Annotated in this window: 26 protein-coding genes; 13 read left to right on the forward strand and 13 right to left on the reverse strand. The window is 62.1% G+C overall.

What is annotated here, in order from left to right:
• Positions 1–156: 156 nt before the first annotated feature.
• The 10 genes from Q0X85_RS09865 to Q0X85_RS09910 are packed head-to-tail and all read left to right on the forward strand — an operon-like array spanning position 157 to position 13,443.
• Positions 157–2,877, forward strand: a complete 2,721-nt coding sequence (locus tag Q0X85_RS09865; protein WP_297771716.1) for an MFS transporter — start codon at positions 157–159, stop codon at positions 2,875–2,877.
• A 15-nt stretch (positions 2,878–2,892) separates the two neighbouring features.
• On the forward strand, positions 2,893–6,639 hold the full coding sequence (locus Q0X85_RS09870) for a nitrate reductase subunit alpha (RefSeq protein ID WP_297771717.1): 3,747 nt from the start codon (positions 2,893–2,895) through the stop codon (positions 6,637–6,639).
• Positions 6,636–8,162 (forward strand): nitrate reductase subunit beta, encoded by a 1,527-nt coding sequence (gene narH / locus Q0X85_RS09875; protein WP_297771718.1) that lies wholly within the window; start codon positions 6,636–6,638, stop codon positions 8,160–8,162. Before Q0X85_RS09870 ends, narH begins: the two co-directional genes overlap by 4 nt.
• A 2-nt stretch (positions 8,163–8,164) precedes the next feature.
• Positions 8,165–8,863 carry a nitrate reductase molybdenum cofactor assembly chaperone gene (gene narJ / locus Q0X85_RS09880; protein ID WP_297771795.1) on the forward strand — a complete coding sequence of 233 codons (699 nt, stop codon included), beginning with the start codon at positions 8,165–8,167 and terminating at the stop codon, positions 8,861–8,863.
• Between the two features lies 1 nt (position 8,864).
• A complete protein-coding gene (gene narI, locus Q0X85_RS09885; RefSeq protein WP_297771719.1) occupies positions 8,865–9,650 on the forward strand; it encodes a respiratory nitrate reductase subunit gamma in 786 nt (261 codons plus the stop codon).
• 5 nt (positions 9,651–9,655) lie between these two features.
• Positions 9,656–10,450 carry a peptidylprolyl isomerase gene (locus Q0X85_RS09890; RefSeq protein ID WP_297771720.1) on the forward strand — a complete coding sequence of 265 codons (795 nt, stop codon included), beginning with the start codon at positions 9,656–9,658 and terminating at the stop codon, positions 10,448–10,450.
• A 19-nt stretch (positions 10,451–10,469) separates the two neighbouring features.
• Positions 10,470–11,015, forward strand: a complete 546-nt coding sequence (locus Q0X85_RS09895; RefSeq protein WP_297771721.1) for a hemerythrin domain-containing protein — start codon at positions 10,470–10,472, stop codon at positions 11,013–11,015.
• A gap of 3 nt (positions 11,016–11,018) precedes the next feature.
• Positions 11,019–11,636, forward strand: a complete 618-nt coding sequence (locus tag Q0X85_RS09900) for a carbonic anhydrase (RefSeq protein WP_297771722.1) — start codon at positions 11,019–11,021, stop codon at positions 11,634–11,636.
• Positions 11,633–12,910: a molybdopterin molybdotransferase MoeA gene (locus Q0X85_RS09905; RefSeq protein ID WP_297771724.1), complete on the forward strand. Its 1,278-nt coding sequence runs from the start codon at positions 11,633–11,635 to the stop codon at positions 12,908–12,910. Before Q0X85_RS09900 ends, Q0X85_RS09905 begins: the two co-directional genes overlap by 4 nt.
• A gap of 11 nt (positions 12,911–12,921) precedes the next feature.
• Complete coding sequence (locus Q0X85_RS09910; RefSeq protein WP_297771725.1) at positions 12,922–13,443, forward strand: DUF2478 domain-containing protein; 522 nt, start codon at positions 12,922–12,924, stop codon at positions 13,441–13,443.
• A 352-nt stretch (positions 13,444–13,795) separates the two neighbouring features.
• Here the strand turns inward: Q0X85_RS09910 and Q0X85_RS09915 are convergent, their stop codons facing one another.
• Genes Q0X85_RS09915 through Q0X85_RS09960 form a run of 10 tightly spaced genes read right to left on the reverse strand, consistent with a single transcriptional unit; the run spans position 13,796 to position 19,432 of the window.
• Positions 13,796–14,095, reverse strand: coding sequence for a DUF6522 family protein (locus Q0X85_RS09915; protein ID WP_297771726.1), 300 nt, complete (start codon positions 14,093–14,095; stop codon positions 13,796–13,798).
• Positions 14,092–14,325: a hexameric tyrosine-coordinated heme protein gene (locus tag Q0X85_RS09920; protein WP_297771727.1), complete on the reverse strand. Its 234-nt coding sequence runs from the start codon at positions 14,323–14,325 to the stop codon at positions 14,092–14,094. The genes Q0X85_RS09915 and Q0X85_RS09920 overlap by 4 nt, the downstream gene beginning before the upstream one ends.
• A gap of 1 nt (position 14,326) precedes the next feature.
• The gene (ccoS, locus tag Q0X85_RS09925) at positions 14,327–14,503 is read right to left on the reverse strand and encodes a cbb3-type cytochrome oxidase assembly protein CcoS (protein WP_297771728.1); all 177 of its coding nucleotides are present in this window, start codon (positions 14,501–14,503) and stop codon (positions 14,327–14,329) included.
• Positions 14,500–15,297 carry a DUF2189 domain-containing protein gene (locus Q0X85_RS09930; RefSeq protein ID WP_297771729.1) on the reverse strand — a complete coding sequence of 266 codons (798 nt, stop codon included), beginning with the start codon at positions 15,295–15,297 and terminating at the stop codon, positions 14,500–14,502. The genes ccoS and Q0X85_RS09930 overlap by 4 nt, the downstream gene beginning before the upstream one ends.
• 12 nt (positions 15,298–15,309) lie before the next feature.
• A complete protein-coding gene (locus Q0X85_RS09935) occupies positions 15,310–15,465 on the reverse strand; it encodes a hypothetical protein (protein ID WP_297771730.1) in 156 nt (51 codons plus the stop codon).
• Between the two features lie 8 nt (positions 15,466–15,473).
• Complete coding sequence (gene ccoP / locus Q0X85_RS09940) at positions 15,474–16,427, reverse strand: cytochrome-c oxidase, cbb3-type subunit III (protein WP_297771731.1); 954 nt, start codon at positions 16,425–16,427, stop codon at positions 15,474–15,476.
• A complete protein-coding gene (locus Q0X85_RS09945; RefSeq protein WP_297771732.1) occupies positions 16,424–16,591 on the reverse strand; it encodes a CcoQ/FixQ family Cbb3-type cytochrome c oxidase assembly chaperone in 168 nt (55 codons plus the stop codon). The genes ccoP and Q0X85_RS09945 overlap by 4 nt, the downstream gene beginning before the upstream one ends.
• Positions 16,588–17,316 (reverse strand): cytochrome-c oxidase, cbb3-type subunit II, encoded by a 729-nt coding sequence (gene ccoO, locus Q0X85_RS09950; RefSeq protein ID WP_297771733.1) that lies wholly within the window; start codon positions 17,314–17,316, stop codon positions 16,588–16,590. The genes Q0X85_RS09945 and ccoO overlap by 4 nt, the downstream gene beginning before the upstream one ends.
• Positions 17,317–17,320: 4 nt before the next feature.
• Complete coding sequence (gene ccoN, locus Q0X85_RS09955; protein WP_366129742.1) at positions 17,321–18,961, reverse strand: cytochrome-c oxidase, cbb3-type subunit I; 1,641 nt, start codon at positions 18,959–18,961, stop codon at positions 17,321–17,323.
• A 45-nt stretch (positions 18,962–19,006) separates the two neighbouring features.
• Entirely contained in the window at positions 19,007–19,432 is a 426-nt protein-coding gene (locus Q0X85_RS09960) for an Rrf2 family transcriptional regulator (RefSeq protein WP_297771734.1), read from the reverse strand.
• Between the two features lie 85 nt (positions 19,433–19,517).
• On the opposite strand from Q0X85_RS09960, the gene Q0X85_RS09965 reads away from it, so the two are divergent.
• The 3 genes from Q0X85_RS09965 to Q0X85_RS09975 are packed head-to-tail and all read left to right on the forward strand — an operon-like array spanning position 19,518 to position 20,486.
• Positions 19,518–19,973 (forward strand): group III truncated hemoglobin, encoded by a 456-nt coding sequence (locus Q0X85_RS09965; protein ID WP_297771736.1) that lies wholly within the window; start codon positions 19,518–19,520, stop codon positions 19,971–19,973.
• A 15-nt stretch (positions 19,974–19,988) separates the two neighbouring features.
• A complete protein-coding gene (locus Q0X85_RS09970; protein ID WP_297771737.1) occupies positions 19,989–20,201 on the forward strand; it encodes a hypothetical protein in 213 nt (70 codons plus the stop codon).
• Between the two features lie 6 nt (positions 20,202–20,207).
• Entirely contained in the window at positions 20,208–20,486 is a 279-nt protein-coding gene (locus tag Q0X85_RS09975) for a hemerythrin domain-containing protein (RefSeq protein WP_297771738.1), read from the forward strand.
• On the opposite strand, the gene Q0X85_RS09980 is transcribed toward Q0X85_RS09975, so the two are convergent.
• From Q0X85_RS09980 to Q0X85_RS09990, 3 genes are all read right to left on the reverse strand, one after another.
• On the reverse strand, positions 20,457–20,732 hold the full coding sequence (locus tag Q0X85_RS09980; protein ID WP_297771739.1) for a hypothetical protein: 276 nt from the start codon (positions 20,730–20,732) through the stop codon (positions 20,457–20,459). The genes Q0X85_RS09975 and Q0X85_RS09980 overlap by 30 nt on opposite strands.
• Positions 20,733–20,808: 76 nt before the next feature.
• Complete coding sequence (locus Q0X85_RS09985) at positions 20,809–21,063, reverse strand: hypothetical protein (RefSeq protein ID WP_297771740.1); 255 nt, start codon at positions 21,061–21,063, stop codon at positions 20,809–20,811.
• On the reverse strand, positions 21,060–21,335 hold the full coding sequence (locus Q0X85_RS09990) for a hypothetical protein (protein WP_297771741.1): 276 nt from the start codon (positions 21,333–21,335) through the stop codon (positions 21,060–21,062). Before Q0X85_RS09990 ends, Q0X85_RS09985 begins: the two co-directional genes overlap by 4 nt.
• Between the last annotated feature and the right edge of the window lie 256 nt (positions 21,336–21,591).

Raw genomic sequence — 21,591 nt, forward strand, 5'->3', positions numbered from 1 at the left:
TTAGATTGAACAGTTGATAAATGATAATAAGTCATTCATTTCAAATGATTTTTGGCATTTTATCTGATTCAGATCAAATCATGCGTTTGCCTGGCTCGATAGATTTGACCGAGGGTCTCGAAGGGAGTCCCACGTCAATATGCCGGAGACCTTGCCATGCAGACCGTAGCTTCAGCCTCACCAGCAGAACAGACACGCGCGTTGGGTTTGAGCACGATCGCCTTCACTGCCTGCTTCGCCGTGTGGACGATCTTTTCCATCATCGGTGTCTCGATCAAGGCCGAACTCGGCCTGAATGACACGCAGTTCGGCCTGCTGGTCGCAACGCCCATTCTGACCGGGTCCATCACCCGCCTGTTTCTCGGGGTATGGACGGAAAAGTATGGCGGCCGACTGGTATTTCCCGCTCAGATGCTTCTGACAGCCCTCGCGACCTGGGCGCTGACGCTGGCGGATACCTATGTGATGTATCTGGTTGCGGCGCTTGGCATCGGTCTGGCGGGCGGCTCGTTCATCATTGGTGTCGCTTATGTCAGTCGCTGGTATGACGCGGGTCATCAGGGCACCGCACTGGGCATTTTCGGTGCTGGCAACGTGGGGGCTGCGGTGACCAAGTTCACGGCACCCTTTGTCCTTGTCGCCTATGGCTGGCACGGGGTGGCCTATGTCTGGGCGGCGGGGCTGGCCGTTATCGCCGTTCTGTTCTTCCTGCTGGCCAAGGACGATCCCGAACTGGTGGCGCGGCGCAAGTCGGGGGCGAAGGCCCCCTCGCTCGCGCAGCAGTTCGCGCCGCTGCGGAACCTGCAGGTCTGGCGCTTCTCGCTCTACTATTTCTTCGTCTTCGGGGCCTTCGTGGCACTGGCGCTCTGGATGCCGCATTACCTGATCGACGTCTACGGCATCGACGTCAAGACGGCGGGCATGGCTGCGGCTTCGTTCAGCCTGTCGGCCTCGCTCTTCCGGGCCTATGGCGGGCATCTGAGCGACAAGTTCGGGGCCCGTCAGGTCATGTACTGGACCTTCGGCTTCTCGCTGATCTTTCTGTTCATGCTGTCCTATCCGCCGACCGAATACGTCATTGCCGGCAGGGATGGTCCGATTGCCTTCTCGACCGAAATGGGGCTCTGGCCATTCGTCATCGTCCTCTTTGGCTTGGGCTTCTTCATGAGCCTTGGCAAGGCGGCGGTGTTTAAGCACATCCCGGTGTATTACCCGGGCCATGTCGGCGCGGTCGGCGGTCTTGTCGGCATGATCGGAGGCCTTGGCGGCTTCGTTCTGCCGATCATCTTCGGTGCGGCGCTCGATCTGACGGGGATCTACACCTCCTGTTTCGTGATCCTCTTCGGTCTCGTGGCCATCTCGCTCGGCTGGATGCACCTGTCGGTCCGCGCGATGGAGCGCAAGGCGCGCGGTGCCGAACTCGATCAGCTTCCGGCCCTGCCCGAGATGCAGGAAATCCACGTCCCCGGCAAGACCGACATGCCCAAAGTGCTGGAGGACTGGCACCCCGAGGACCCGGCGTTCTGGGAGGAAAAGGGACGCCGGATCGCCAAGCGCAACCTCTGGATTTCGATCCCAGCGCTGCTGCTGGCCTTTTCGGTCTGGATGGTGTGGTCGGTGGTGGTGGCGCGTCTGCCCGCCATCGGCTTCGATTTCACACCGGGTCAGCTGTTCTGGCTGGCGGCACTGCCGGGACTTTCGGGTGCAACGCTGCGTATTTTCTACAGCTTCATGATCCCGATCTTTGGCGGGCGGCTCTGGACGACGCTGTCGACCGCATCGCTGCTCCTGCCCGCGCTTGGGATCGGATATGCGGTGCAGAACCCGGAAACCCCCTATTTCATTTTCCTGACGCTTGCGTTGCTCTGTGGCTTCGGCGGCGGCAACTTCGCCTCCTCCATGGCCAATATCGGCTATTTCTTCCCGAAGGCCGAAAAGGGCAATGCGCTTGCGCTGAATGCGGGGCTGGGCAATCTCGGCGTCTCTGTCATGCAGTTCCTGGTGCCCATCGTCATCACGGCGGGTGTGTTCGGGGCCCTGGGCGGTCAGCCGCAGACCATGTCTGACGGTGGTCAGCTCTGGATGCAGAACGCAGGCTTTGTCTGGGTGCCCTTCATCCTTGCGGCCACCATTGCAGCCTGGCTTGGCATGAACGACATCGCCGATGCGCGCGCCAGCTTTGCCGATCAGGCGGTGATATTCTCGCGCAAGCATAACTGGCTGATGTGTGTCCTCTATACCGGTACATTTGGCAGCTTCATCGGCTACTCGGCGGGCTTTCCGCTGCTGACCAAGCTGGCCTTTCCCGAGATCAACGCGCTCAACTACGTGTTCCTTGGACCGCTGGTGGGGGCGCTGAGCCGCGCAGCGACCGGCTGGATCAGCGACCGTTTCGGTGGCGGGCGGGTAACCTTCTGGACCTTTGCCGCGATGATCGTGGCCACCTTCGGCGTGATCTTCTTCCTCGGAATAGGCTCCTTCATCGGGTTCTTCGCCTGCTTCATGGCGCTGTTCCTGCTGACCGGCATCGGCAACGCGTCGACCTTCCAGATGATCCCGGTGATCATGGGCCGCGAGGTGCCGCGCCTCATGCCACAGCTGGGGCCGGAAGAGTGCAAGCGGCAGATTGCCATGGAATCGGGCGCAATCACCGCCTTCACCTCGGCCATCGCAGCCTATGGCGCCTTCTTCATCCCCAAAGCCTACGGCACATCCATCGCGATGACCGGAACGGCCGTGGGTGCGCTCTGGGGCTTCCTGATCTTCTACGCGATCTGTGTGGCGATCACCTGGGCCGTCTACACCTGCCGGGGTGGCCTGCTTCACGACATCGAACACGCACGCGCGCCGCGCGACTCCACCCAACCCGCCGAGTAACGAAAGGAAAGCCAGATGAGCCATCTGCTCGACAAACTGAACTTCTTCCAGAGCAAGGAACTGGAGCAATTCTCGGACGGCTGGGGCCAGACCACGTCAGAGAACCGCGACTGGGAAGAAACCTATCGCAACCGCTGGCGGCACGACAAGGTCGTGCGGTCCACCCACGGGGTGAACTGCACCGGGTCGTGTTCGTGGAAGATCTACGTCAAGTCCGGCATCGTCACCTGGGAGACGCAGCAGACCGACTATCCGCGCACCCGCGCGGGCATGCCCAACCACGAGCCGCGCGGCTGCGCGCGGGGGGCTTCCTACAGCTGGTATCTCTACTCTGCCAACCGGGTGAAGAACCCGCTCATCCGCGGTGCCCTGATGCGCGCCTGGCGCAAGATGCGCGCCAAGATGACGCCGGTGGCCGCTTGGGCCGCGATCCAGAAAGACCCGGCGTTGCGCGCCTCGATCACCACGACGCGGGGCAAAGGCGGCTTCGTGCGCGCCACTTGGGACGAGGCGACCGAGATCGTCGCCGCCGCAAATGCCTACACTGCCAAGACCTACGGCCCCGACCGGGTTTTCGGCTTCTCGCCGATCCCGGCCATGTCGATGGTCAGCTACGCGGCAGGCTCGCGCTACCTGAGCCTGATGGGTGGCACCTGCATGTCGTTCTACGACTGGTATTGCGACCTGCCCCCCGCCAGCCCGCAGACATGGGGCGAACAGACCGACGTGCCGGAATCGGCTGACTGGTACAATGCGGGTTTCCTGATGCTCTGGGGCTCGAACGTGCCGCAGACCCGCACGCCCGACGCGCATTTCTACACCGAGGTCCGCTATCGCGGCACGAAGTCAGCAGTGGTAAGCCCCGACTATTCCGAGGCCGCCAAGTTCGGCGATATCTGGCTGAACCCGCAGGCAGGCACCGACGCGGCGCTGGCGATGGCCATGGGCCATGTGATCCTGCGCGAATACCACCTCGACCGGCAGGCCGAGTATTTCGAGGAGTATGCCCGCAAATACACCGACATGCCGATGCTTGTGCGGCTCGATGAAAAGCAGGGTCAACTCGTGCCAGGCCGGATGCTGCGCGCCGACGACTTTGACGACAAGCTGGGTGAGACCAACAACCCCGACTGGAAGACCGTGGCCTTTGACGAGACCTCCGGGCAGGTCGTGGCACCCAACGGATCCATCGGCTTTCGCTGGGGCGAAGAGGGCAAGTGGAACCTCGAAGAGTGGGCGAAGGATGCCGAGACCAACCTGCGCCTGAGCCAGATCCTTGATGAGGATCACGACGAGGTAGTGGGCGTTGATTTCCCCTATTTCGGCGGCGTCGCCACCGGCGATTTCGTCAAGTGCGATCACCCCGATGTGCTCACCCGCAACATCCCCGCCAAGCGGGTGAAACTGGCGGGTGGCGAGGAGGTGCTGGTCGCGACCGTGTTCGATCTCTTTTGCGCCAATTACGGGCTTGACCGTGGTCTGGGCGGGGATTGGGTGTCTGCCGATTTCGACGACGACATGCCCTATACCCCGGCTTGGGCCGAAAAGATCACCGGAGTGGACCGCGAAAAAATCATCGCCGTGGCACGCGAATTCGCGGGCAATGCCGAGAAGACCCACGGCAAGTCGATGGTCATCCTCGGGGCCGGTCTGAACCACTGGTACCACATGGACATGAACTATCGCGGCATCATCAACATGTTGGTGATGTGCGGCTGCATCGGGCAGGAGGGCGGCGGCTGGTCGCATTACGTCGGGCAGGAAAAGCTGCGCCCGCAGACCGGCTGGCAACCCTTGGCCTTCGCGCTCGACTGGAACCGCCCGCCGCGGCACATGAACTCGACCTCCGCCTGGTATGCCCATACCGACCAATGGCGCTATGAGACGCTGCGCGCGGGCGAAATCCTGTCGCCCACGGCACCCGATGGCGATTGGGACGTGAGCCTGATCGACTACAACATCCGTGCCGAACGGATGGGCTGGCTGCCCTCGGCCCCGCAGTTGAAAACCAACCCACTGGAGGTGTCGAAACAGGCAAAGAAGGCGGGCAAGGAGATTAAGGACTATGTCGCTGAACAGCTGAAATCCGGCGATCTGCAAATGTCCTGCGAGGACCCGGACGCGCCCGAGAACTGGCCGCGCAATTTGTTTGTGTGGCGCTCGAACCTGCTCGGGTCTTCAGGCAAGGGGCACGAATATTTCCTCAAGCACCTTCTGGGCACCGATCACGGCGTGATGGGCAAGGATCTGGGCGAGGAAGGGCAGGCCATGCCGAAAGAGGCCGTCTGGCATGACGAGGCACCCAAGGGCAAGCTTGACCTGCTGGTCTGCATCGACTTCCGCATGTCCACCACCGCCGTCTATTCCGACATCGTCCTGCCGACGGCGAGTTGGTATGAAAAGGACGACATGAACACGTCCGACATGCACCCGTTCATCCACCCGCTGCAGGCGGCGGTGGACCCGGCCTATGAGAGCAAGTCCGACTGGGAGATCTTCAAGGCGATTGCGAAGAAATTCTCCGAGGTCGCGCCCGAGGTACTGGGGGTCGAGACCGATATCGTGCAGCTTCCGCTTTTGCACGACACACCGGGCGAGTTGGCGCAGGCCCATGTCAAGGACTGGAAAAAGGGTGAATGCGACCTGATCCCGGGCAAGACCGCGCCCAACTATATCGCGGTGGAACGGGATTATCCTAACCTTTACAGGAAGTTCACCTCCATAGGCCCGCTCCTGGAAAAGCTTGGCAATGGCGGTAAGGGGATCAACTGGAACACCGGTGATGAGGTGCAGGCCCTGCGCGACCTCAACGGCGAGGTTCTGGACGAGGGTGTCTCCAAGGGACAGCCGAAGCTTGAGACAGCCATTGACGCCTGTGAAATGATCCTGATGCTGGCGCCGGAAACCAACGGCAATGTCGCGGTCAAGGCGTGGGAAGAACTGGAGAAACCCACCGGGCGGCACCACGCGCATCTGGCCGAGGGCGAGCATCACAACAAGATCCGCTTTCGCGATATCGCGGCACAGCCGCGCAAGATCATCTCGTCGCCCACATGGTCGGGCATCGAGAGCGACAAGGTCAGCTATAACGCGGGCTATACCAATGTGCACGAGTTGATCCCGTGGCGCACCCTCACTGGGCGACAACAGCTCTATCAAGATCACCTGTGGATGCGCGCCTTTGGCGAAGGCTTCGTGGGCTACCGCCCGCCGGTCGACCTCAAGACCATCACCGCCGCCGTCAACAACGACGCGGCCGAGGGCAGCCCGCATGTGGTGCTCAACTTCATCACGCCCCATCAGAAATGGGGCATCCACAGCACGTATACCGACAACCTCTTGATGTTGACGCTGAACCGGGGCGGACCGGTCGTGTGGATGTCCGAGGTAGACGCGCAAAAGGCCGGGTTGGTCGATAACGATTGGGTCGAGGCCTACAACATCAACGGCGCGCTGACCGCGCGAGTGGTGGTGTCCCAGCGGATCAAGCAGGGCACACTGTTCATGTATCACGCGCAGGAAAAGATCGTGAACACGCCCGGCTCCGAGAAGACCGGCCATCGCGGTGGTATTCACAACTCGGTCACCCGTGCCACGCTCAAGCCCACGCACATGATCGGCGGCTACGCGCAGCTTTCCTACGGGTTCAACTATTACGGCACCGTTGGCAGCAACCGCGACGAATTCGTGATCGTGCGCAAGATGAAGAAGATCGACTGGCTGGATCAGCCCGCAACCGGAAAAGTGGAGGCAGCGGAATGAGAGTTCGTGCGCAAATCGGCAAGGTCCTGAACCTTGATAAATGCATCGGGTGTCACACCTGCTCGGTGACCTGCAAGAACGTGTGGACGACCCGCGAAGGCGTTGAATACGCTTGGTTCAACAATGTCGAGACCAAGCCCGGCACCGGCTATCCCACTGACTGGGAAAACCAGAAACGCTGGAACGGGGGCTGGGTGCGTTCGGCGAGCGGAAAGCTGCAGCCTAAGCAGGGGGCCAAGTGGCGAATTCTGGCGAATATCTTTGCCAACCCCTCGATGCCCGAGATCGACGACTATTACGAGCCGTTCGATTTCGACTATGATCACTTGAAATCCGCGCCTGACATGGATCATTTCCCGACCGCGCGCCCGCGCTCTGCGATCACCGGCGAGCGTATGGAAAAGATCGAAAAGGGCCCCAACTGGGAGGAAATCCTCGGCGGCGAGTTCTCCAAGCGGTCGCAGGACTACAACTTCGAGAATGTGCAGAAGGAGATCTATGGAGAGTATGAAAATACCTTCATGATGTACCTGCCGCGCCTGTGCGAACATTGTCTGAACCCGACCTGTTCGGCGTCGTGCCCCTCGGGCGCGATCTACAAGCGCGAGGAGGACGGCATCGTCCTGATCGACCAGGAGAAGTGCCGCGGCTGGCGGATGTGCATCTCGGGCTGCCCCTACAAGAAGATCTACTACAACTGGGAAAGCGGCAAATCCGAGAAATGTACCTTCTGCTATCCGCGCATCGAGTCCGGCCAGCCGACCGTGTGTTCGGAGACCTGCGTCGGTCGCATCCGTTATCTGGGCGTGATCCTCTATGATGCCGACAAGATCGAGGAAGCGGCCAGCGCCGAACGCGAGACCGATCTCTATGGCGCACAGATGGATGTGTTCCTTGACCCCAACGATCCGGAGGTGATCGAAGCGGCGCGCCGTGACGGCATTCCCGAGGACTGGATCGAGGCGGCGAAGGTCAGCCCGGTCTGGAAGATGGCGATGGATTGGAAGGTAGCCTTCCCGCTGCACCCGGAATACCGCACCCTGCCGATGGTCTGGTATATCCCGCCGCTCTCACCCATCCAGAACGCCGCGCAGGCGGGGCAGATCGCGATGAGCGACCAGATGCCCGACGTGCGCTCATTGCGCATCCCGGTGAAGTACCTCGCCAACATGCTAACGGCGGGCGATGAGGAGCCCATCGTGCACGCGCTGGAGCGGATGTCGGCCATGCGGCTTTACATGCGGGCCCTCAGCGTCGATGGCGTGCGCGACGAGGCGATTGCCGCCCGCGTCGGCATGTCGGGCCGGGTGATCGAGGACATGTACAAGATCATGGCCATCGCCGATTACGAGGACCGTTTCGCGATCCCCACGGCGCACCGCGAACAGAACGAAGACGGGGCTAACATTCGCGGCGGCTGCGGCTTTACCGATGGCAATGGCTGTTCTTCCGGCGAAACCGGCAAGACGACGCTCTTTGGCGGAAAGAAGAAGAATTTTGCCCTTCCGACGGAGACATTCTGATGATGGACCGTACATTGAAAGCCCTGTCGCTGCTGCTGAGCTACCCCTCAACGGAGTTGCAGGCGGCGATGCCAGAAATCGCGGACGTCCTGGCAACGGATACGCGCATCGACGCAAGCCACCGCGCGGCGTTGCAAACGCTTACCGAAAACCTGGGGCAGGGCGATATCTATGCCCTGCAAGAGGGTTACGTGATGCTCTTCGACCGCTCGCGGAGCCTGTCACTCAACCTCTTCGAGCACGTCCATGGCGAAAGCCGGGACCGGGGCGGCGCGATGGTCAGCCTGATCGAGACCTACCGGGAGGGCGGGGTCGAGCCCGCCACCTCGGAACTGCCCGATCACCTGCCGGTACTTCTGGAGTTCCTCTCCATGCGGCCCTTTGCCGAGGCACAGGACATCCTCGCCGACGCGGCGCATATCCTCGACGCGCTCGGCACGCGGCTGGAGCGGCGCGAAAGTGGTTATGCCAACGTTTTCAAAGCGCTGTCGCAGCTTTCTGGAACGCAGCCCGACGCCGAGGCATTGACCGAGATGCTGGCTCAGCCCGACGACGACCCGACCGATCTCGAGGCGCTCGACGCGGTCTGGGAGGAAACCGAAGTTACCTTTGGCCCAGACCCGAACGCAGGCTGCCCGCAGGTCCGCGACATGCTGGCGGGCATGGACGCCCCCACCACACCCCTGAACAGGAGCGCATGACATGTTCGGCAATTTCGATATCAATTTCATCATCTTCGGGGTCATGCCTTATGTCGCGCTGACGGTGTTCCTCGTGGGCTCCGTAGTGCGCTATGAACGCGACCCCTTCACCTGGAAAAGCTCTTCCAGCCAACTCTTGCGCCGCAAGCAGCTGGTCTGGGGATCCATTCTGTTTCACGTCGGTATTCTGACGGTATTCTTCGGCCATCTGATCGGTCTCTTCACGCCGATCTGGGTACTGGATGCGCTCGGTGTTCCCTATGGTCTGAAACAGTGGATGGCGGTTCTGATTGGCGGCCCGGCGGGCATCGCCGCGCTGATCGGCTCGACCATGCTGTTGCACCGGCGGCTGGCCGATCCACGCATTCGCGTGACCTCGACCATGCCGGATATCGTCATCATGGGGCTGATCTGGCTTCAGCTTGCCATTGGCCTTCTGACTATCACGCAGACGCTCCAGCACATGGACGGGGCCGAGATGGTCCGCTTCATGACCTGGTCGCAAAGCGTGGTGACGTGGAACGTCAACGCCTGGGTCACGGTGGTGAATGTGCACTGGCTTTACAAGCTGCACATCTTCCTCGGGCTGATCATCACCATCCTGTTCCCGTTCACGCGGCTGGTGCATATCTGGTCGGGCTTCGCCGCTCCGTTCCGCTACCTTCTGGCGCGCTCGGGCTACCAGATCGTGCGTTCGCGCCGCCGCCGCCCGCTGGACGAACGTCGCCGCGCCTTTGACAAGCGGCAGGGCGAGAGCAGCCCCGCAACCACGACCCCGGCGGAGTAAGTGCGATGAACGTGGCTCTTTTCCCCGATGTCGTCGTGAACGATGACACCATACCCTCGGCGGCGATTGCCGCCGAGGCCCAGAACCACACCGGTCCGCGTGAAAAGCCCGGCATCGCATGGCGCAAGGCCGCGCAGGCGCTGGCGATCCGTGCGCTTCTATTGCAGGAGGCAAGGGCACGCGGGCTGGTCCCTGACCCGATGGAACTGGCCCCCGGGCGTTTCGAGACCGAAGAGGAGGCGCTCATTCGCGCGCTTCTCGATGAGGCGCTGAGCATTCAGCCCATCACCGAGGAAGCGGTGCGTGCCGAATGGTCGAAAGACCCCGACCGCTACCGCTCGGCCCCGTTGTGGGACGTGTCGCATATCCTCTGTGCCTGCGACCCGCGCGATGACGAAGAGCGTGCGTCAGCCGAGAGACGGGCAACGGCGCTACTTGCCAAGCTGGATGGTGAGGCCAAGGGCTTTGCCTCAGCCGCCCGCGAGAGCGATTGCGGATCGAAGAATGCGGGTGGTCACCTGGGTCAGCTTGGCCCCGGCGACACCGTGCCGGAATTCGAAGCGGCGCTGCGCCAACTGGATGAAGGTGACATGAGCCCTGCGCCGGTGCTTTCGCGGCACGGCTGGCACATCATCCGCCTCAATGCCATCGCGCCGGGGCAGGTGCTGCCCTATGACACCGTCCGGCCCAAGATCGCGCAGGCGCTGGAAAAGGCCGCCTGGGCGCGCGCCTCGCGGGAGTTCGTCGAGACGCTTGCCGCAGGGGCTGCCATCACCGGCGCAAGCCTCGCGCCGATCTGAACCTCGGGCGGCGCGGGTTATGCAACAGTCTAATCAAGCACAGGGCGGGGCCGCTCGTACACCTATCGACTCGGCCCTGCCGGCCTCGCCGATCGACTACCTGCATGCCGTGCATCTGTGCAAGCGCGAGCTTTGCGCCCTGCTGGAACGAATCGCAGATGGCGGCGCCGCCTCCTCGGAAGATATCGAGGCCGCGACAGCCTTCCTGTCGGATGAATTCCCGACACACCTCGAGGATGAGGAGCAGGATCTTTTCCCGCTGTTGCGCCTGCGGTGCGAGCGGGACGACGATATCGACCGATTGCTTGACAAGCTTATGGACGACCATCGCCACGCACATTTCGACGCCACCGGCGTAATAAGGATTCTGAAGTCAGCCGCGTCAGATCTGGGGGCTGATGATATCACTGACCTGCGCCGGTTTGCAGGGCATGCGAGACGCCACCTTATCCTGGAGAAGGCCGTCCTCATGCCCTTTGCGCGGCTTCGCCTGACCGAGGCCGATCTTGAAACGTTCCGCGCCTCCATGAGGCGGCGGCGCGGTCTTGAAACAAATACGGACTGACAAATGCTGAACGACCTGCTTGAGCGCAACATCACATGGGCCAAGGCACGCCATATCGAGGATCCGGGCTACTTCACCAGGCTTGCCGCACAGCAGGCCCCCGAATTCTTCTGGATCGGCTGTTCGGACAGCCGGGTTCCGGCCAACGTGGTCGCCGGGCTCGATCCGGGCGAGGTCTTCGTGCATCGCAACGTCGCCAATATCGTCCATTCCGCCGATATGAATCTGCTCTCGGCGCTGGAATTCGCGGTCGAGGCGTTGCGGGTGCGCGAGGTCATCGTCTGTGGTCATTACGGCTGTGGCGGGATCAAGGCCGCGACCGAGGATCTGCCGCATGGCCTTGCCGATCACTGGTTGGAGCCGATCCGGCGTCTCGCCCGCAGCTATGCCGTTGATCTCGCACAGGAGTCGGATGCCGAGGCGCAGCGCGACAGGTTGTCAGAGTTGAACGTCGTTGAAGGGGTGCGGCGCGTTTGCGAGACCCCGATCCTGCAAGGCGCGTGGGCGCGCGGGGCAGATCTGCGCGTGCATGGCCTGATCTACGGGTTGAAGGACGGCCTGTTGCGCAATCTCGATTGCAGTATCGGGCCGGGGCATTTCACCAAGGAGACAGACGCATGACCATCCATCGGGCAATCGAGACTGCGCACTGTGGATGTGACGGGCAAGACGCGCTCAAGCGCCTGATAGGCGTGGAGGAGGCGGTTGCCCGAATCAAGAACTGCACAGCACCCATTGAGGGTGTCGAAACCCTGGCCCTCGACCGCGCGATTGACAGGGTCCTCGCCCGACCGGTCCTGGCGCGGGCGATGGCCCCTTCTTTTGACAATGCCGCAATGGACGGCTACGCGGTCGCGACCTCTGATCTGACCGGGGAGGGGCCTTGGTCCCTGCCGGTGGCGGTGCGGGTTCCTGCGGGCGAGAGCGCCGCCCCGTTGGCGCGCGGCACGGTGGCCCGCATCTTCACCGGCGCACCGGTCCCCGCGGGGTCTAATGCCGTGGTGATGCAGGAAGATGTCACGCGCGACGGGGATGTTATTCAGTTCCTGCGGCACCCTGCGCCGGGTCTTAACATCCGTGCGGCGGGCAGCGATATAGCCGCGGGCGCAGAGGTGCTGGCCAAGGGTGCACGGCTCGGGGATTGGGCGATCGCCGCTTGTGCCGCGGCCGGGGTGGATCATGTCGATGTGATGCGCCGGTTGCGCGTCGCACTGCTGGTGACCGGTGATGAGGTCCGGCAGGCGGGCTCATTGCGCAACGCTGCGCAGATACCGGATGTGAACGGTCCGATGCTGAAGGCGGCGCTGAGGCGCGCAGATATCGAGCTTGTCGCCACCGAACTCGGGGCCGATAGCCGCGCGGGACTGACCCGGCAACTCGGCGATCTCGCCGAAAGGGCCGATCTCGTCATTACCACCGGCGGGATTTCGGTCGGCGAGGAGGATCACGTAAAACCGAGCTTTGCTGTCTTGGGGGGCGAGACCCTGTTCAGTGGTGTGGCGATCAAGCCGGGCAAGCCGGTCTCGGTCGGTCGGATCGGCACCACTGCCTGGCTTGGCCTTCCTGGCAATCCGCTCTCGGCCTTTGTGACATGGCAGATCTTTGGCTTGGCTCTGGTCCGGGCCTTAACCGGTGCGGCCGATACCGGCCTGGTCCAGCGGCACGTCATCACCGACGCTGCGATCCACCGTAAGCCTGGTCGCTGTGAGTTCAGGCCCGCCACGCTTGCCGGTTTCGACGTCGATGGCAGGGAGGTCATTAGTTTCGAGGATGCCACCCATTCGGGCCGTGTCGCGCGGCTGTCGCAGACGGACGGGTTGATGATTCTGCCCGTCGAGTTCGCGCATCTGCCGAAGGGCGCGCGCGTCCTGTTTCAACCCTTTGCCCGGATCTGAGGAGCCGCCAGATGAATCTTGCCTACACAATGGCCCCGGGGCGGGGGGATACCGACCTGCTGCTTGCGGGGCTGGCCGCCGATCTCGACGCGCGCGGCCTGCGATGCTGCGGTACCGTGCAAATCAACACCGCGCGCACTGATGCCCGCGCCTGCGACATGGATGTGCGGGTGCTGCCCGATGGCCCGGTGCTGCGCATAAGCCAGGATCGCGGGCCTCAGGCGCGCGGCTGCCGGCTCGACCCGGACGCGCTGGAGACGTCTGTGGGGCTGGCTAAAAGACAGCTCACGTTGGGAGCCGATCTGCTCATCGTCAACAAGTTCGGCAAGCACGAGGCCGAGGGCCGGGGCTTCCGCGACGCGATCGCCGAGGCGCTGACGCGGGGCGTGCCTGTCCTCGTCGGTCTCAATGAATTGAACCGGGCGGCATTCGACACGTTCGCCGCCGGGCATGCGGTGTGTTTGTCGCCGGTGCAGGCAGTTCTTACGGAATGGGTGGTTTCAGTTTGCGGACTCCCGGCAGGACAAATGTGAGATAGTGAAACGCATGCAGTGAAACGCATCTTGAAAAGGTGAGCGTCTTTCGAAGTGTTTGTAGGGATCGCCCGGAGGCAGTTCGGCTAACTTGTCTGCGTCATGGGCCAGCGTCGGTAGGGTGGTTGCAGCCAGAAACCCGGCGACGAGGGTGAAAGTCTTGGTCATTTGACATGTCCTTACGTTAGGTTGCGCCGAAGATCCTTTTCTGATCGCCTCGCCCCGTTTGATGCGGCGTGACACAAAAGGTTCCCAAACACCCCAAGAATATTTTCCAGTGTATTATCGGGCTTTGGCCCTCACCACGCCCAGGAGAGACACCGACCAACATGCGCGTCAGGTGATCAAGTGGTCACGTAGCATCCTCAGCGTCGGGCCCAGTAACGTTCGCACCGGGTCTGGTCTGAACCGGGAATGTCGCCCTTGTCAGAACCTTGCCCGTTTCATCGACGATCAGCCGACAAGCCCTGTCTCGGTGATAGAAGGTAAGTCGAAAGCGGCCTGCGTCCTCATCGGCACCGGTTTCACAGCGCGAAGTGATCAACCCCTCGCGCATCCTCCCCCTGGTTTCCGCTTGGGAGAGACTAAAAGCCTTGGCCAGCACGGCCGCATCGACAACGAACCTGCCCTCCTTGCGATCAACAGTTGTCACGAGACGTCTCTCCAATAATTGTTGGCCGCCGCCACGGTCGCGAAATGCGTTGCCACGACCTGGCTGGAGGCGATCAGGGCGTCCGCATCCTCGGCATAGACCGGGCGCAATTTGTCGCGAACGTCTGGGTCCGGTTGGGTCATCTTGATGGCAACGCGGGCCATCTTGACGGCGAGGTCATAGCCATCTTGGGGCGTCTCGGTCTTCAGCGTTGGGAGCCAAGGGGTCATGTTATCTACCTTCCTTTTCGGGTGGATTGTCATCTGAGTGAGTGTCGATCGTAATCACGCGCCAGGCGTTGCCTTCGGGATCGTCGAACTGGTTGTTTCGCATTGCCCAGAAAAATGCGCATAGCCCGATCACTCCCATGCCGAGCGAGATCGGGATAAGGATCAGAAGCGAGTTCATGATGTCTCCGCCGCGATGGCGTGCCAGGCGTGCCAGGTTCCGAACCCGAGTACGGGAAAGACAAAGATCAGCCCCAGAAGCCCGGTTGCGGCGCTGAGTACCATGCCGATGGCGACGATTCCGCCCCATATGAGGCAGGGGCGCAGATTTTGCGTCGTCATGGCAAGGCTCAGGCCAAGCGCCGTCAGGGCGTCGCGTCGCTCATCTAACAGGATCGGAACCGCGAACAAGCTTAGCGAAAAGGCGAAGGCGGCGAAGAGGCCGCCCACGATGGAGCCCACCAGCAAGAGCCCCCAGCCGCGCGGCGTGATGAACACATTGGACAGCGCATCGCCCGCCCCGGGCAGCGGTGCGAACCCGAAGAACAGCGCGTACAGCAGGTCGGCTGCGCGCAGCCAGAACAGCACCAGCAGTCCCAGTAGCAGACCAGCATAGGCCAGTTGCGCCCCTGAAGCGGGCCGCACCAGCAGCATCTGACGCAAGGTTGTCGTCTTGCCCTGCGCCCGCCTCTGGCTGAGTGTGTAGAGCCCGATCGCCAGGAACGGGCCGACGATCAGAAAGCCCGAGATCGCGGGAAGGGCGAGATAGAGCAGCCCCGAGGCTGCCAGCCCCCACAGCACGGCGTAGGACAGCGCGACGAGAAACCCGCCATAGGCCAGGCTTTGACCCGGGGCGGCACGGAAATCACGCCAGCCCGCGGCGAGCCAGTCGAGCGCGGCGCGCGCAGGCAGGTTTCGCGCGAGCGTCGAGGCGGGGCGTTGCGGCCGGCGAATCGTGGGAAGCGGTTCGAGCATAATATTGTCCCTTCAGCAGGCGCGCCGCGCCGGCCTCGCGACCGGGCTATCGTCGACGGCAACACAGGCAGTCTGCGATGTGAATGCCGCTGACACCATCGCCGCCTTGTAGGCGAACAGCAGCGCCACGAGCGCAAGCGCGCCGCCTATGGCCAGGCGTTTCTGCATCCGCGCCGTCATTGCGTGGCCTCTGGGGCAGTGTCACCGGACGCTTGCGCGGTTTCCGCGCCGTCCGCAGCGCCATCGTCCGGCAGGCGCGAAACGTAGAGCGCGAGCGCGTTTATCTCGGCGTCTCTCAGGCGGTCGGACCAGTAGGGCATCACGCCCTGACGGCCATTTCGCAGCGTCGCCAGCACCGAAGCCGTATCCTGCCCGTAGATCACCGCGTCGTCGGTAAGGGTCGGTGCCCCGTTGAGCAGCCCGCCCGCGCCCTGATCGCCGTGGCAGGATGCGCAGTTCTCGGCAAACAGCGCCGCCGCCGCGCCGTCATGATCGGCCGCGCCCGACGGGAGGGCCGCGACATACTCGGCCAGTGCGTGCCGGTCCGACCGCTCCATCCAGTCGAAGGCCGGCATCTGTGCCCAGCGTGTGTCGGGGTGCTGTGCGTTGATCCCAACCTGCAGAGTCATTGCGATGTCCTCGGGCGTCCCACCCCAGAGCCAATGATCATCGCTTAGAACCGGATATCCGGGACCGCCACCACCAGAGCGCCCGTGGCAGGCGGAACAATTGTCCTGATAGAGCCGGTCTGCCGCAGGCATCGCGAAAGCCATCAGCGCGGGATCGTCGGAAAGAGTTTCAAAATCCGGCGTATCGAAGCGGGTGAGCCAATCCTCGCGCAGGGTCTCAATGGTGCTCAGCCGCTCCACCGCCATCGCCTGCTGATCGAGGTCGAGCAGCCCGCGTGTATAGTCGCGACCCAAGGGCCAGGCGGGCAGCAGAATCCACGTAACCACTGAGTAAACGAATGTCAGGACCAGGGCCACCAGCGCGATCTTTGGGAAAGGCGTGTTCAACTCCTTGATCCCGCCCCAGTCATGACCCGTGGTATCGTAGCCACTAACCGGGTCGACGTCGCGGTTACCGGTATGCGGGTCAGCGTGGTCCAGCTCCTTGGGGTCGGTGGTCATGTGCGCTCCTCCGCATCTTTGGCGGACAGGATGGATCGGGCAATCCGTTCCTGTTCGGCCCGCCTGCGCGGATTGTAGGCCCGGATCAGCACGATCAGCATGAAGCCGCCCATCCAGATCGGGCCGAACACCTTGGCGATAATCACAAGTGTTTCGTGGCTCATTGAGCTTCCTCCGCGAACATCTTCTGGGGCGCATCGGTCAGCGTCCCCAGCGATTGCAGATAGGCCACCAGCGCGTCCATCTCGGTCAGGCGGCCCGCATCACCGTCGAAGGCACGCACCGCGACATCTTCGCCATAGCGCGCGCGTACGCCGTCCGCACCCTCGGAATCGGGGCGGCTCTGGGCCAGCGCGTCGGCCTCTGCATTCGTGATCATCGCCTCGTCATAGGGCACGCCAAGCCGCGCCAGCGCGGCGAGGTTATCCTCGATCAGCGCGGTGTCCAGCGGGCGGGTCAACCAGGGATAGGCCGGCATGATCGACACCGGAATGACGGCGCGCGGGTCGATCAGATGAGCAACATGCCAGTCGTCGGAGTATTTCTCGCCAAGGCGCGCAAGGTCGGGACCGGTGCGTTTTGACCCCCACAGCATCGGGTGGTCATAGGCGCTCTCGGCGGCCAGCGAATATGGGCCGTAGCGATCCAGCTCGTCGGCGAGGCTGCGCACCATCTGGGAATGGCAGACATAGCAGCCCTCGCGGACGTAGATCTCGCGCCCTGCCAGCTCCAGCGGCGTATGCGGGCGCATGTCGTCGGGGATCTCGACCGTCTCCTCGATGGTGAAAAGCGGCGCGATCTCGACGATGCCGCCCACCGAGGCCACCGCGATGATTGCGCCCACCAGCCCCATCGAGACCTTTTCGAGGTTGTAGTGCAGCTTCAGCATCGACTTACTCCGCGGGTTGCGTGGCAAGGGGCCGGTCGGACTCGTCCACCCGGTCGCCTGCGGCGCGCATCGTCGCCCGGCAATTCAACGCGCACAGCAGCGCACCGGCGAGGAACAGCCCGCCGCCCAGCGTGCGGGCCGCGTAATAGGGTAGCATCGCCTCGACCGACTCGATGAAGCTGTAGCTGAGCGCACCGCCCTCGTCATAGGCGCGCCACATCAGGCCCTGGGTTATCCCCGCATTCCAGAGCGAGACGACGTAGATCAGCGTGCCTGTGATCGCGAGCCAGAAATGCCATTCGACCGCCTTGGGCCATGCCATGTCGTCACGGCACCAGAGTTTTGGGACCAGGCTGTAGATCGCGCCGAAGACGATCATCGCCACCCAGCCCAGCGTGCCGGAATGAACATGCCCAACCGTCCAGTCGGTGTAATGCGACAGGGAGTTGACGGGGCGAATGGCCATGAACGAGCCTTCGAAGGTAGACAGGCCATAGAATACGGCGGCCACAAACATGAAGCGCAGCGTGGCGTCGTCGCGCACCTTGTGCCAGGCACCGTTCAGCGTGGCGATGGCGTTACCGGCAGAGGCCCAGCTTGGAACCAGCAGCATGATGGAAAAGGTCATCCCCAAGGTCTGAACCCAGTAGGGCAGGGCTGTATAGTGCAGATGGTGCGAGCCCGCCCACATGTAGAAAAACACGATGCCCCAGAAGCTGAGAATCGACAGCCGGTACGACCAGATAGGGCGCTGTGCGCGCACCGGCAGGAAATAATATAGCATCCCCAGAAACCCGGCCGTCAGAAAGAAGGCCACGGCGTTGTGGCCATACCACCACTGGATCATCGCGTCCTGCACACCCGACCAGATGGTGAAGCTCTCGCCCGAGCCCAGCGTGACAGGCAAGGCGAGGTTGTTGACGATGTGCAGCATCGCCACGACCAGGATAAAGGCCATGTAGTACCAGTTTGCGACGTAGATATGCGGCTCGGCCCTACGCGCCAGCGTGCGGATATAGAGCACGAAATAGGTCACCCAGACGACGACCAGCCACAGATCGGCATACCACTCGGGTTCAGCATACTCCTTGGACTGGGTTTGGCCCATGACATAACCGGTCGCGGCCCAGACGCAGAACAGGTTGAACCCGATCAGCACGAACCACGGGCTGACGGCATCCACCAGCCGCGCCCGCGACGTGCGCTGCAGCACGTAGAAAGAGGTAGCGATCAGCGCATTGCCACCAAAGCCGAAAATCACCCCCGAGGTGTGTACGGGGCGCAACCGTCCGTAGCTTGTGGCAGGCCAGGGCGGCGTCGCCTCGGGCCAGTACATCAGAGCGGCGAGCCAGACACCCACGGCCATTCCGACGACCGCCCAGATCAGTGTCATCACAATGCCGAAACGCGTGGGCGCGTCATAATACCGTGTCAGACGGCTGGCCGATGGTTCCGATTGATCATAGAGCGAGCCTCCCAGCATGAACACGAGCGCGAGACCGAGGATCATCGCGATAGCACCATGCAGCGCCATCGGTCCCTGCCGAGCGACCCCGGCCATCGCAAGGCCGAGTACAAGCAGTATGGCCGAAAGCCCCATACCGATCTGGCGTTCTTTGGTTGTCAGCGTGCCAATCATGGCCATGCCAAAATACCCTGTTCCGATGTTATCATGTCAAATGCTTCTCTGTCAGTTTGTTTCAAGCGATGTGAGCGGTGTGAGCGCGATATCGGCGAGCGTGGCGCGATCGAGGTCGGCAAGGAAGGCCTTCTCTGCAGCCCGTAGGCGGCTTTTCAGCCGACAGCGTCCGTCAAGCGTACAGGCACCTCCATCATTGCTCAGACATTCAACCAAAGGCTGTCCCTCTTCCAGCACGCGAACAATGGTGCCGAGCCCAATGTCGCGAGCCGGGTGCGCAAGAACCGCACCGCCGCCACCGCCGCGGCGCGTCTCGATGATCCCGGCCCGGGCAAGACGCTGCATGATCTTCGCCAGGTGGTTACGCGACAGTCCGAACTCGTCTGCCAACTCGGTGGTTGAGAAGGCCCGATCCGGAGAACTGGCCATGCGCATCAGCATGCGTAAGCCGTAGTCGGTGAAGGAGGTGAGACGCATTTAGCTTGATCTCGCTCTTAATCGGTATTTATAATACCTATTATCAGACGTACCGTCAAAAACAAGAGCATATCACGAGATTACCATGAAAACCGACGAAAATTCACCACAGAGCATCTCTGCCCGGCCTGCGATGACTGCCGCTATTACGGAGGAAACAGGTCTCACCGGGGAGATTCTGCACGATCTGGTCCATGAACTTTATGCGAAGATTCGGGGCGATACGATGCTCGGGCCTATCTTCGCCGAACGTGTCACCGAATGGGGGGCGCATCTGGATCGCATGGTTGCGTTCTGGTCTTCCGTCGCGCTCATGACTGGGCAATACCACGGTCGCCCTGTGCCAGCGCACACGGCTCTGCCAATCGACGGTGCGCATTTCGCACGCTGGCTAAACCTCTTTCGGGAAACCGCGCAAGAGGTCTGTCCGCCTGCGGGCGCGACCCATGTCATTGAACGAGCCGAACGAATTGCCCGTTCGCTTCATATGGCCGTCGTTCAGGCAAAATCCGTCCCCGATGCCGTTCCATCTTTCCGGTGAGAAAAGGAGCCCCCGATGTCCGATACCGTCCTGAACCACAATGCCGGCGAGCTGACCCAGCATATCGAGACGCGTTATCACGCGCGGCACAGGGAGCAGTTGCCCAGCCTTATCAGGCTTGTCGAGATGGTCGAGGATCTGCATGAGCCCGACCGTGACGTACCTGAGGGGCTAATCGCCATTCTCCGCAGGATGATCGGCGAGATGGAAGTTCCCATGAAAAAGTAAGAACTCATGGTATTTCCACTCCTCCGCAAGGGCGGTGGGGCACCGCTGGCCGAGCGGATCGCTTCCATGCGCGCCGACCATGATGACCACGACCGCGACCTTGCCACGGTCCGCCGTCTGACTGGCGATTTCACCCTGCCCGAGGGGGCCTGCACGCCTTGGGTGACGCTTTACGAGGGGCTTGCAGAGTTCACCTGCGACCTGATTGAGCATACGCCCCGGAAGAGGCCGGCCAAAACGGCCGGGCAATTTTCTTCATGCCGCGGCGTTATGAGCATCAACTGACTCGTTGTAATGACTCACGATCCGCTCGTTGAACTCGTTCTCGAGCCAGTCGAAACCGTGGGATTGGACGAGGTTTGAGATCGCCTTCAGCTCGTCGACCGTCTTGCTCGCAGCGGCTTTCCAGAGTGGTCCGTCGATCATCCTTCCGCCTCGGCTCGGGATCTGATCCGGCATGCGGTTTATCCGCGCGAGGATGTCGTCTAAGAAGGTAGATACGAACTCGGGTGTGTTGCGATTTTTCGTCATTTGGGTCTCCAGTTCTGGGGTGTGTGCAGAGCACATAGAGACGGGATCCGGCCGCTCAAAACGCGGCCGGCACCCTCTAATGCAGCTCTTCATATGCAAGCGCGCGCATCCAATTCGGCGCGCCGCATAGGTGGATCAGTTCGCCGAGTTGGCGGGCGATATTGTCGATTTCCCAGGCACCCTCTACCTCCGATCTCCAGATATTGTCCCGGTAGTAGACAGCGACATGACTGGTCAGGATTTCGGTAGTGAACGATGCACTGGATAGGCCGTCCTCGCTGGTTATATCGAACAGGATCAGGCCGAGGTCGGTGTTGATGTAATGTCTCATTCGTCGAGCTGATCGACGGCCCACTGAACTGCGTCTCTGAGACAGTTCTGGCAGATGAAATTCGACGGCAACGCGCAGATTGAGTCGATAAGGCGGTCCCTGATCGGCTCCTTCTGTGCTGTAGCGCTGAGCCGCAGGACCTCGGCCGGCTCGCCAGGGCGGGCAACGACGCAGTGCCCCGGCAGCACGACGACGTCGTAACGCTCGCCACTATCTGAGGTAATGTTGAAGCGGCAGCCGCCGTCGAAGGGTGCGAAATTGTAGTCGAACATGTGTATCTCCTGTGGTGTGTGTGAGCGCCTCGGCGCCGGTTTTAACCACATGCCTTCGAAGAAATTTTTTCTGAAACGAGCCGGCAAAAACTTTTCGCAACACGTTGAATCTGAATGACTCTTTTTGCCCCCGGCGGGGCGCTTGGGGAGGTCCAGGAGGGGGCAGTGCGGACGTCCCATCCTGGTGCAGGGTTCATAGGGGCAGGCACACGCTCCTATGCCCGCCGGGAGGCGCCAGGGGGTCTGGGGGAGCGGC

The sequence above is a fragment of the uncultured Roseovarius sp. genome (genome assembly GCF_947259555.1).
Classification (GTDB): Bacteria; Pseudomonadota; Alphaproteobacteria; order Rhodobacterales; family Rhodobacteraceae; genus Roseovarius.

Coding starts and splice junctions, on each gene's coding strand:
- Q0X85_RS09865 (WP_297771716.1), top strand. CDS start 157: ATGCAGACCGTAGCTTCAGCCTCACCAGCAGAACAGACACGCGCGTTG.
- Q0X85_RS09870 (WP_297771717.1), top strand. CDS start 2,893: ATGAGCCATCTGCTCGACAAACTGAACTTCTTCCAGAGCAAGGAACTG.
- narH (WP_297771718.1), top strand. CDS start 6,636: ATGAGAGTTCGTGCGCAAATCGGCAAGGTCCTGAACCTTGATAAATGC.
- narJ (WP_297771795.1), top strand. CDS start 8,165: ATGGACCGTACATTGAAAGCCCTGTCGCTGCTGCTGAGCTACCCCTCA.
- narI (WP_297771719.1), top strand. CDS start 8,865: ATGTTCGGCAATTTCGATATCAATTTCATCATCTTCGGGGTCATGCCT.
- Q0X85_RS09890 (WP_297771720.1), top strand. CDS start 9,656: ATGAACGTGGCTCTTTTCCCCGATGTCGTCGTGAACGATGACACCATA.
- Q0X85_RS09895 (WP_297771721.1), top strand. CDS start 10,470: ATGCAACAGTCTAATCAAGCACAGGGCGGGGCCGCTCGTACACCTATC.
- Q0X85_RS09900 (WP_297771722.1), top strand. CDS start 11,019: ATGCTGAACGACCTGCTTGAGCGCAACATCACATGGGCCAAGGCACGC.
- Q0X85_RS09905 (WP_297771724.1), top strand. CDS start 11,633: ATGACCATCCATCGGGCAATCGAGACTGCGCACTGTGGATGTGACGGG.
- Q0X85_RS09910 (WP_297771725.1), top strand. CDS start 12,922: ATGAATCTTGCCTACACAATGGCCCCGGGGCGGGGGGATACCGACCTG.
- Q0X85_RS09920 (WP_297771727.1), bottom strand. CDS start 14,325: ATGACCCCTTGGCTCCCAACGCTGAAGACCGAGACGCCCCAAGATGGC.
- ccoS (WP_297771728.1), bottom strand. CDS start 14,503: ATGAACTCGCTTCTGATCCTTATCCCGATCTCGCTCGGCATGGGAGTG.
- Q0X85_RS09930 (WP_297771729.1), bottom strand. CDS start 15,297: ATGCTCGAACCGCTTCCCACGATTCGCCGGCCGCAACGCCCCGCCTCG.
- Q0X85_RS09935 (WP_297771730.1), bottom strand. CDS start 15,465: ATGCAGAAACGCCTGGCCATAGGCGGCGCGCTTGCGCTCGTGGCGCTG.
- ccoP (WP_297771731.1), bottom strand. CDS start 16,427: ATGACCACCGACCCCAAGGAGCTGGACCACGCTGACCCGCATACCGGT.
- Q0X85_RS09945 (WP_297771732.1), bottom strand. CDS start 16,591: ATGAGCCACGAAACACTTGTGATTATCGCCAAGGTGTTCGGCCCGATC.
- ccoO (WP_297771733.1), bottom strand. CDS start 17,316: ATGCTGAAGCTGCACTACAACCTCGAAAAGGTCTCGATGGGGCTGGTG.
- ccoN (WP_366129742.1), bottom strand. CDS start 18,961: ATGGCCATGATTGGCACGCTGACAACCAAAGAACGCCAGATCGGTATG.
- Q0X85_RS09960 (WP_297771734.1), bottom strand. CDS start 19,432: ATGCGTCTCACCTCCTTCACCGACTACGGCTTACGCATGCTGATGCGC.
- Q0X85_RS09965 (WP_297771736.1), top strand. CDS start 19,518: ATGAAAACCGACGAAAATTCACCACAGAGCATCTCTGCCCGGCCTGCG.
- Q0X85_RS09970 (WP_297771737.1), top strand. CDS start 19,989: ATGTCCGATACCGTCCTGAACCACAATGCCGGCGAGCTGACCCAGCAT.
- Q0X85_RS09975 (WP_297771738.1), top strand. CDS start 20,208: ATGGTATTTCCACTCCTCCGCAAGGGCGGTGGGGCACCGCTGGCCGAG.
- Q0X85_RS09980 (WP_297771739.1), bottom strand. CDS start 20,732: ATGACGAAAAATCGCAACACACCCGAGTTCGTATCTACCTTCTTAGAC.
- Q0X85_RS09985 (WP_297771740.1), bottom strand. CDS start 21,063: ATGAGACATTACATCAACACCGACCTCGGCCTGATCCTGTTCGATATA.
- Q0X85_RS09990 (WP_297771741.1), bottom strand. CDS start 21,335: ATGTTCGACTACAATTTCGCACCCTTCGACGGCGGCTGCCGCTTCAAC.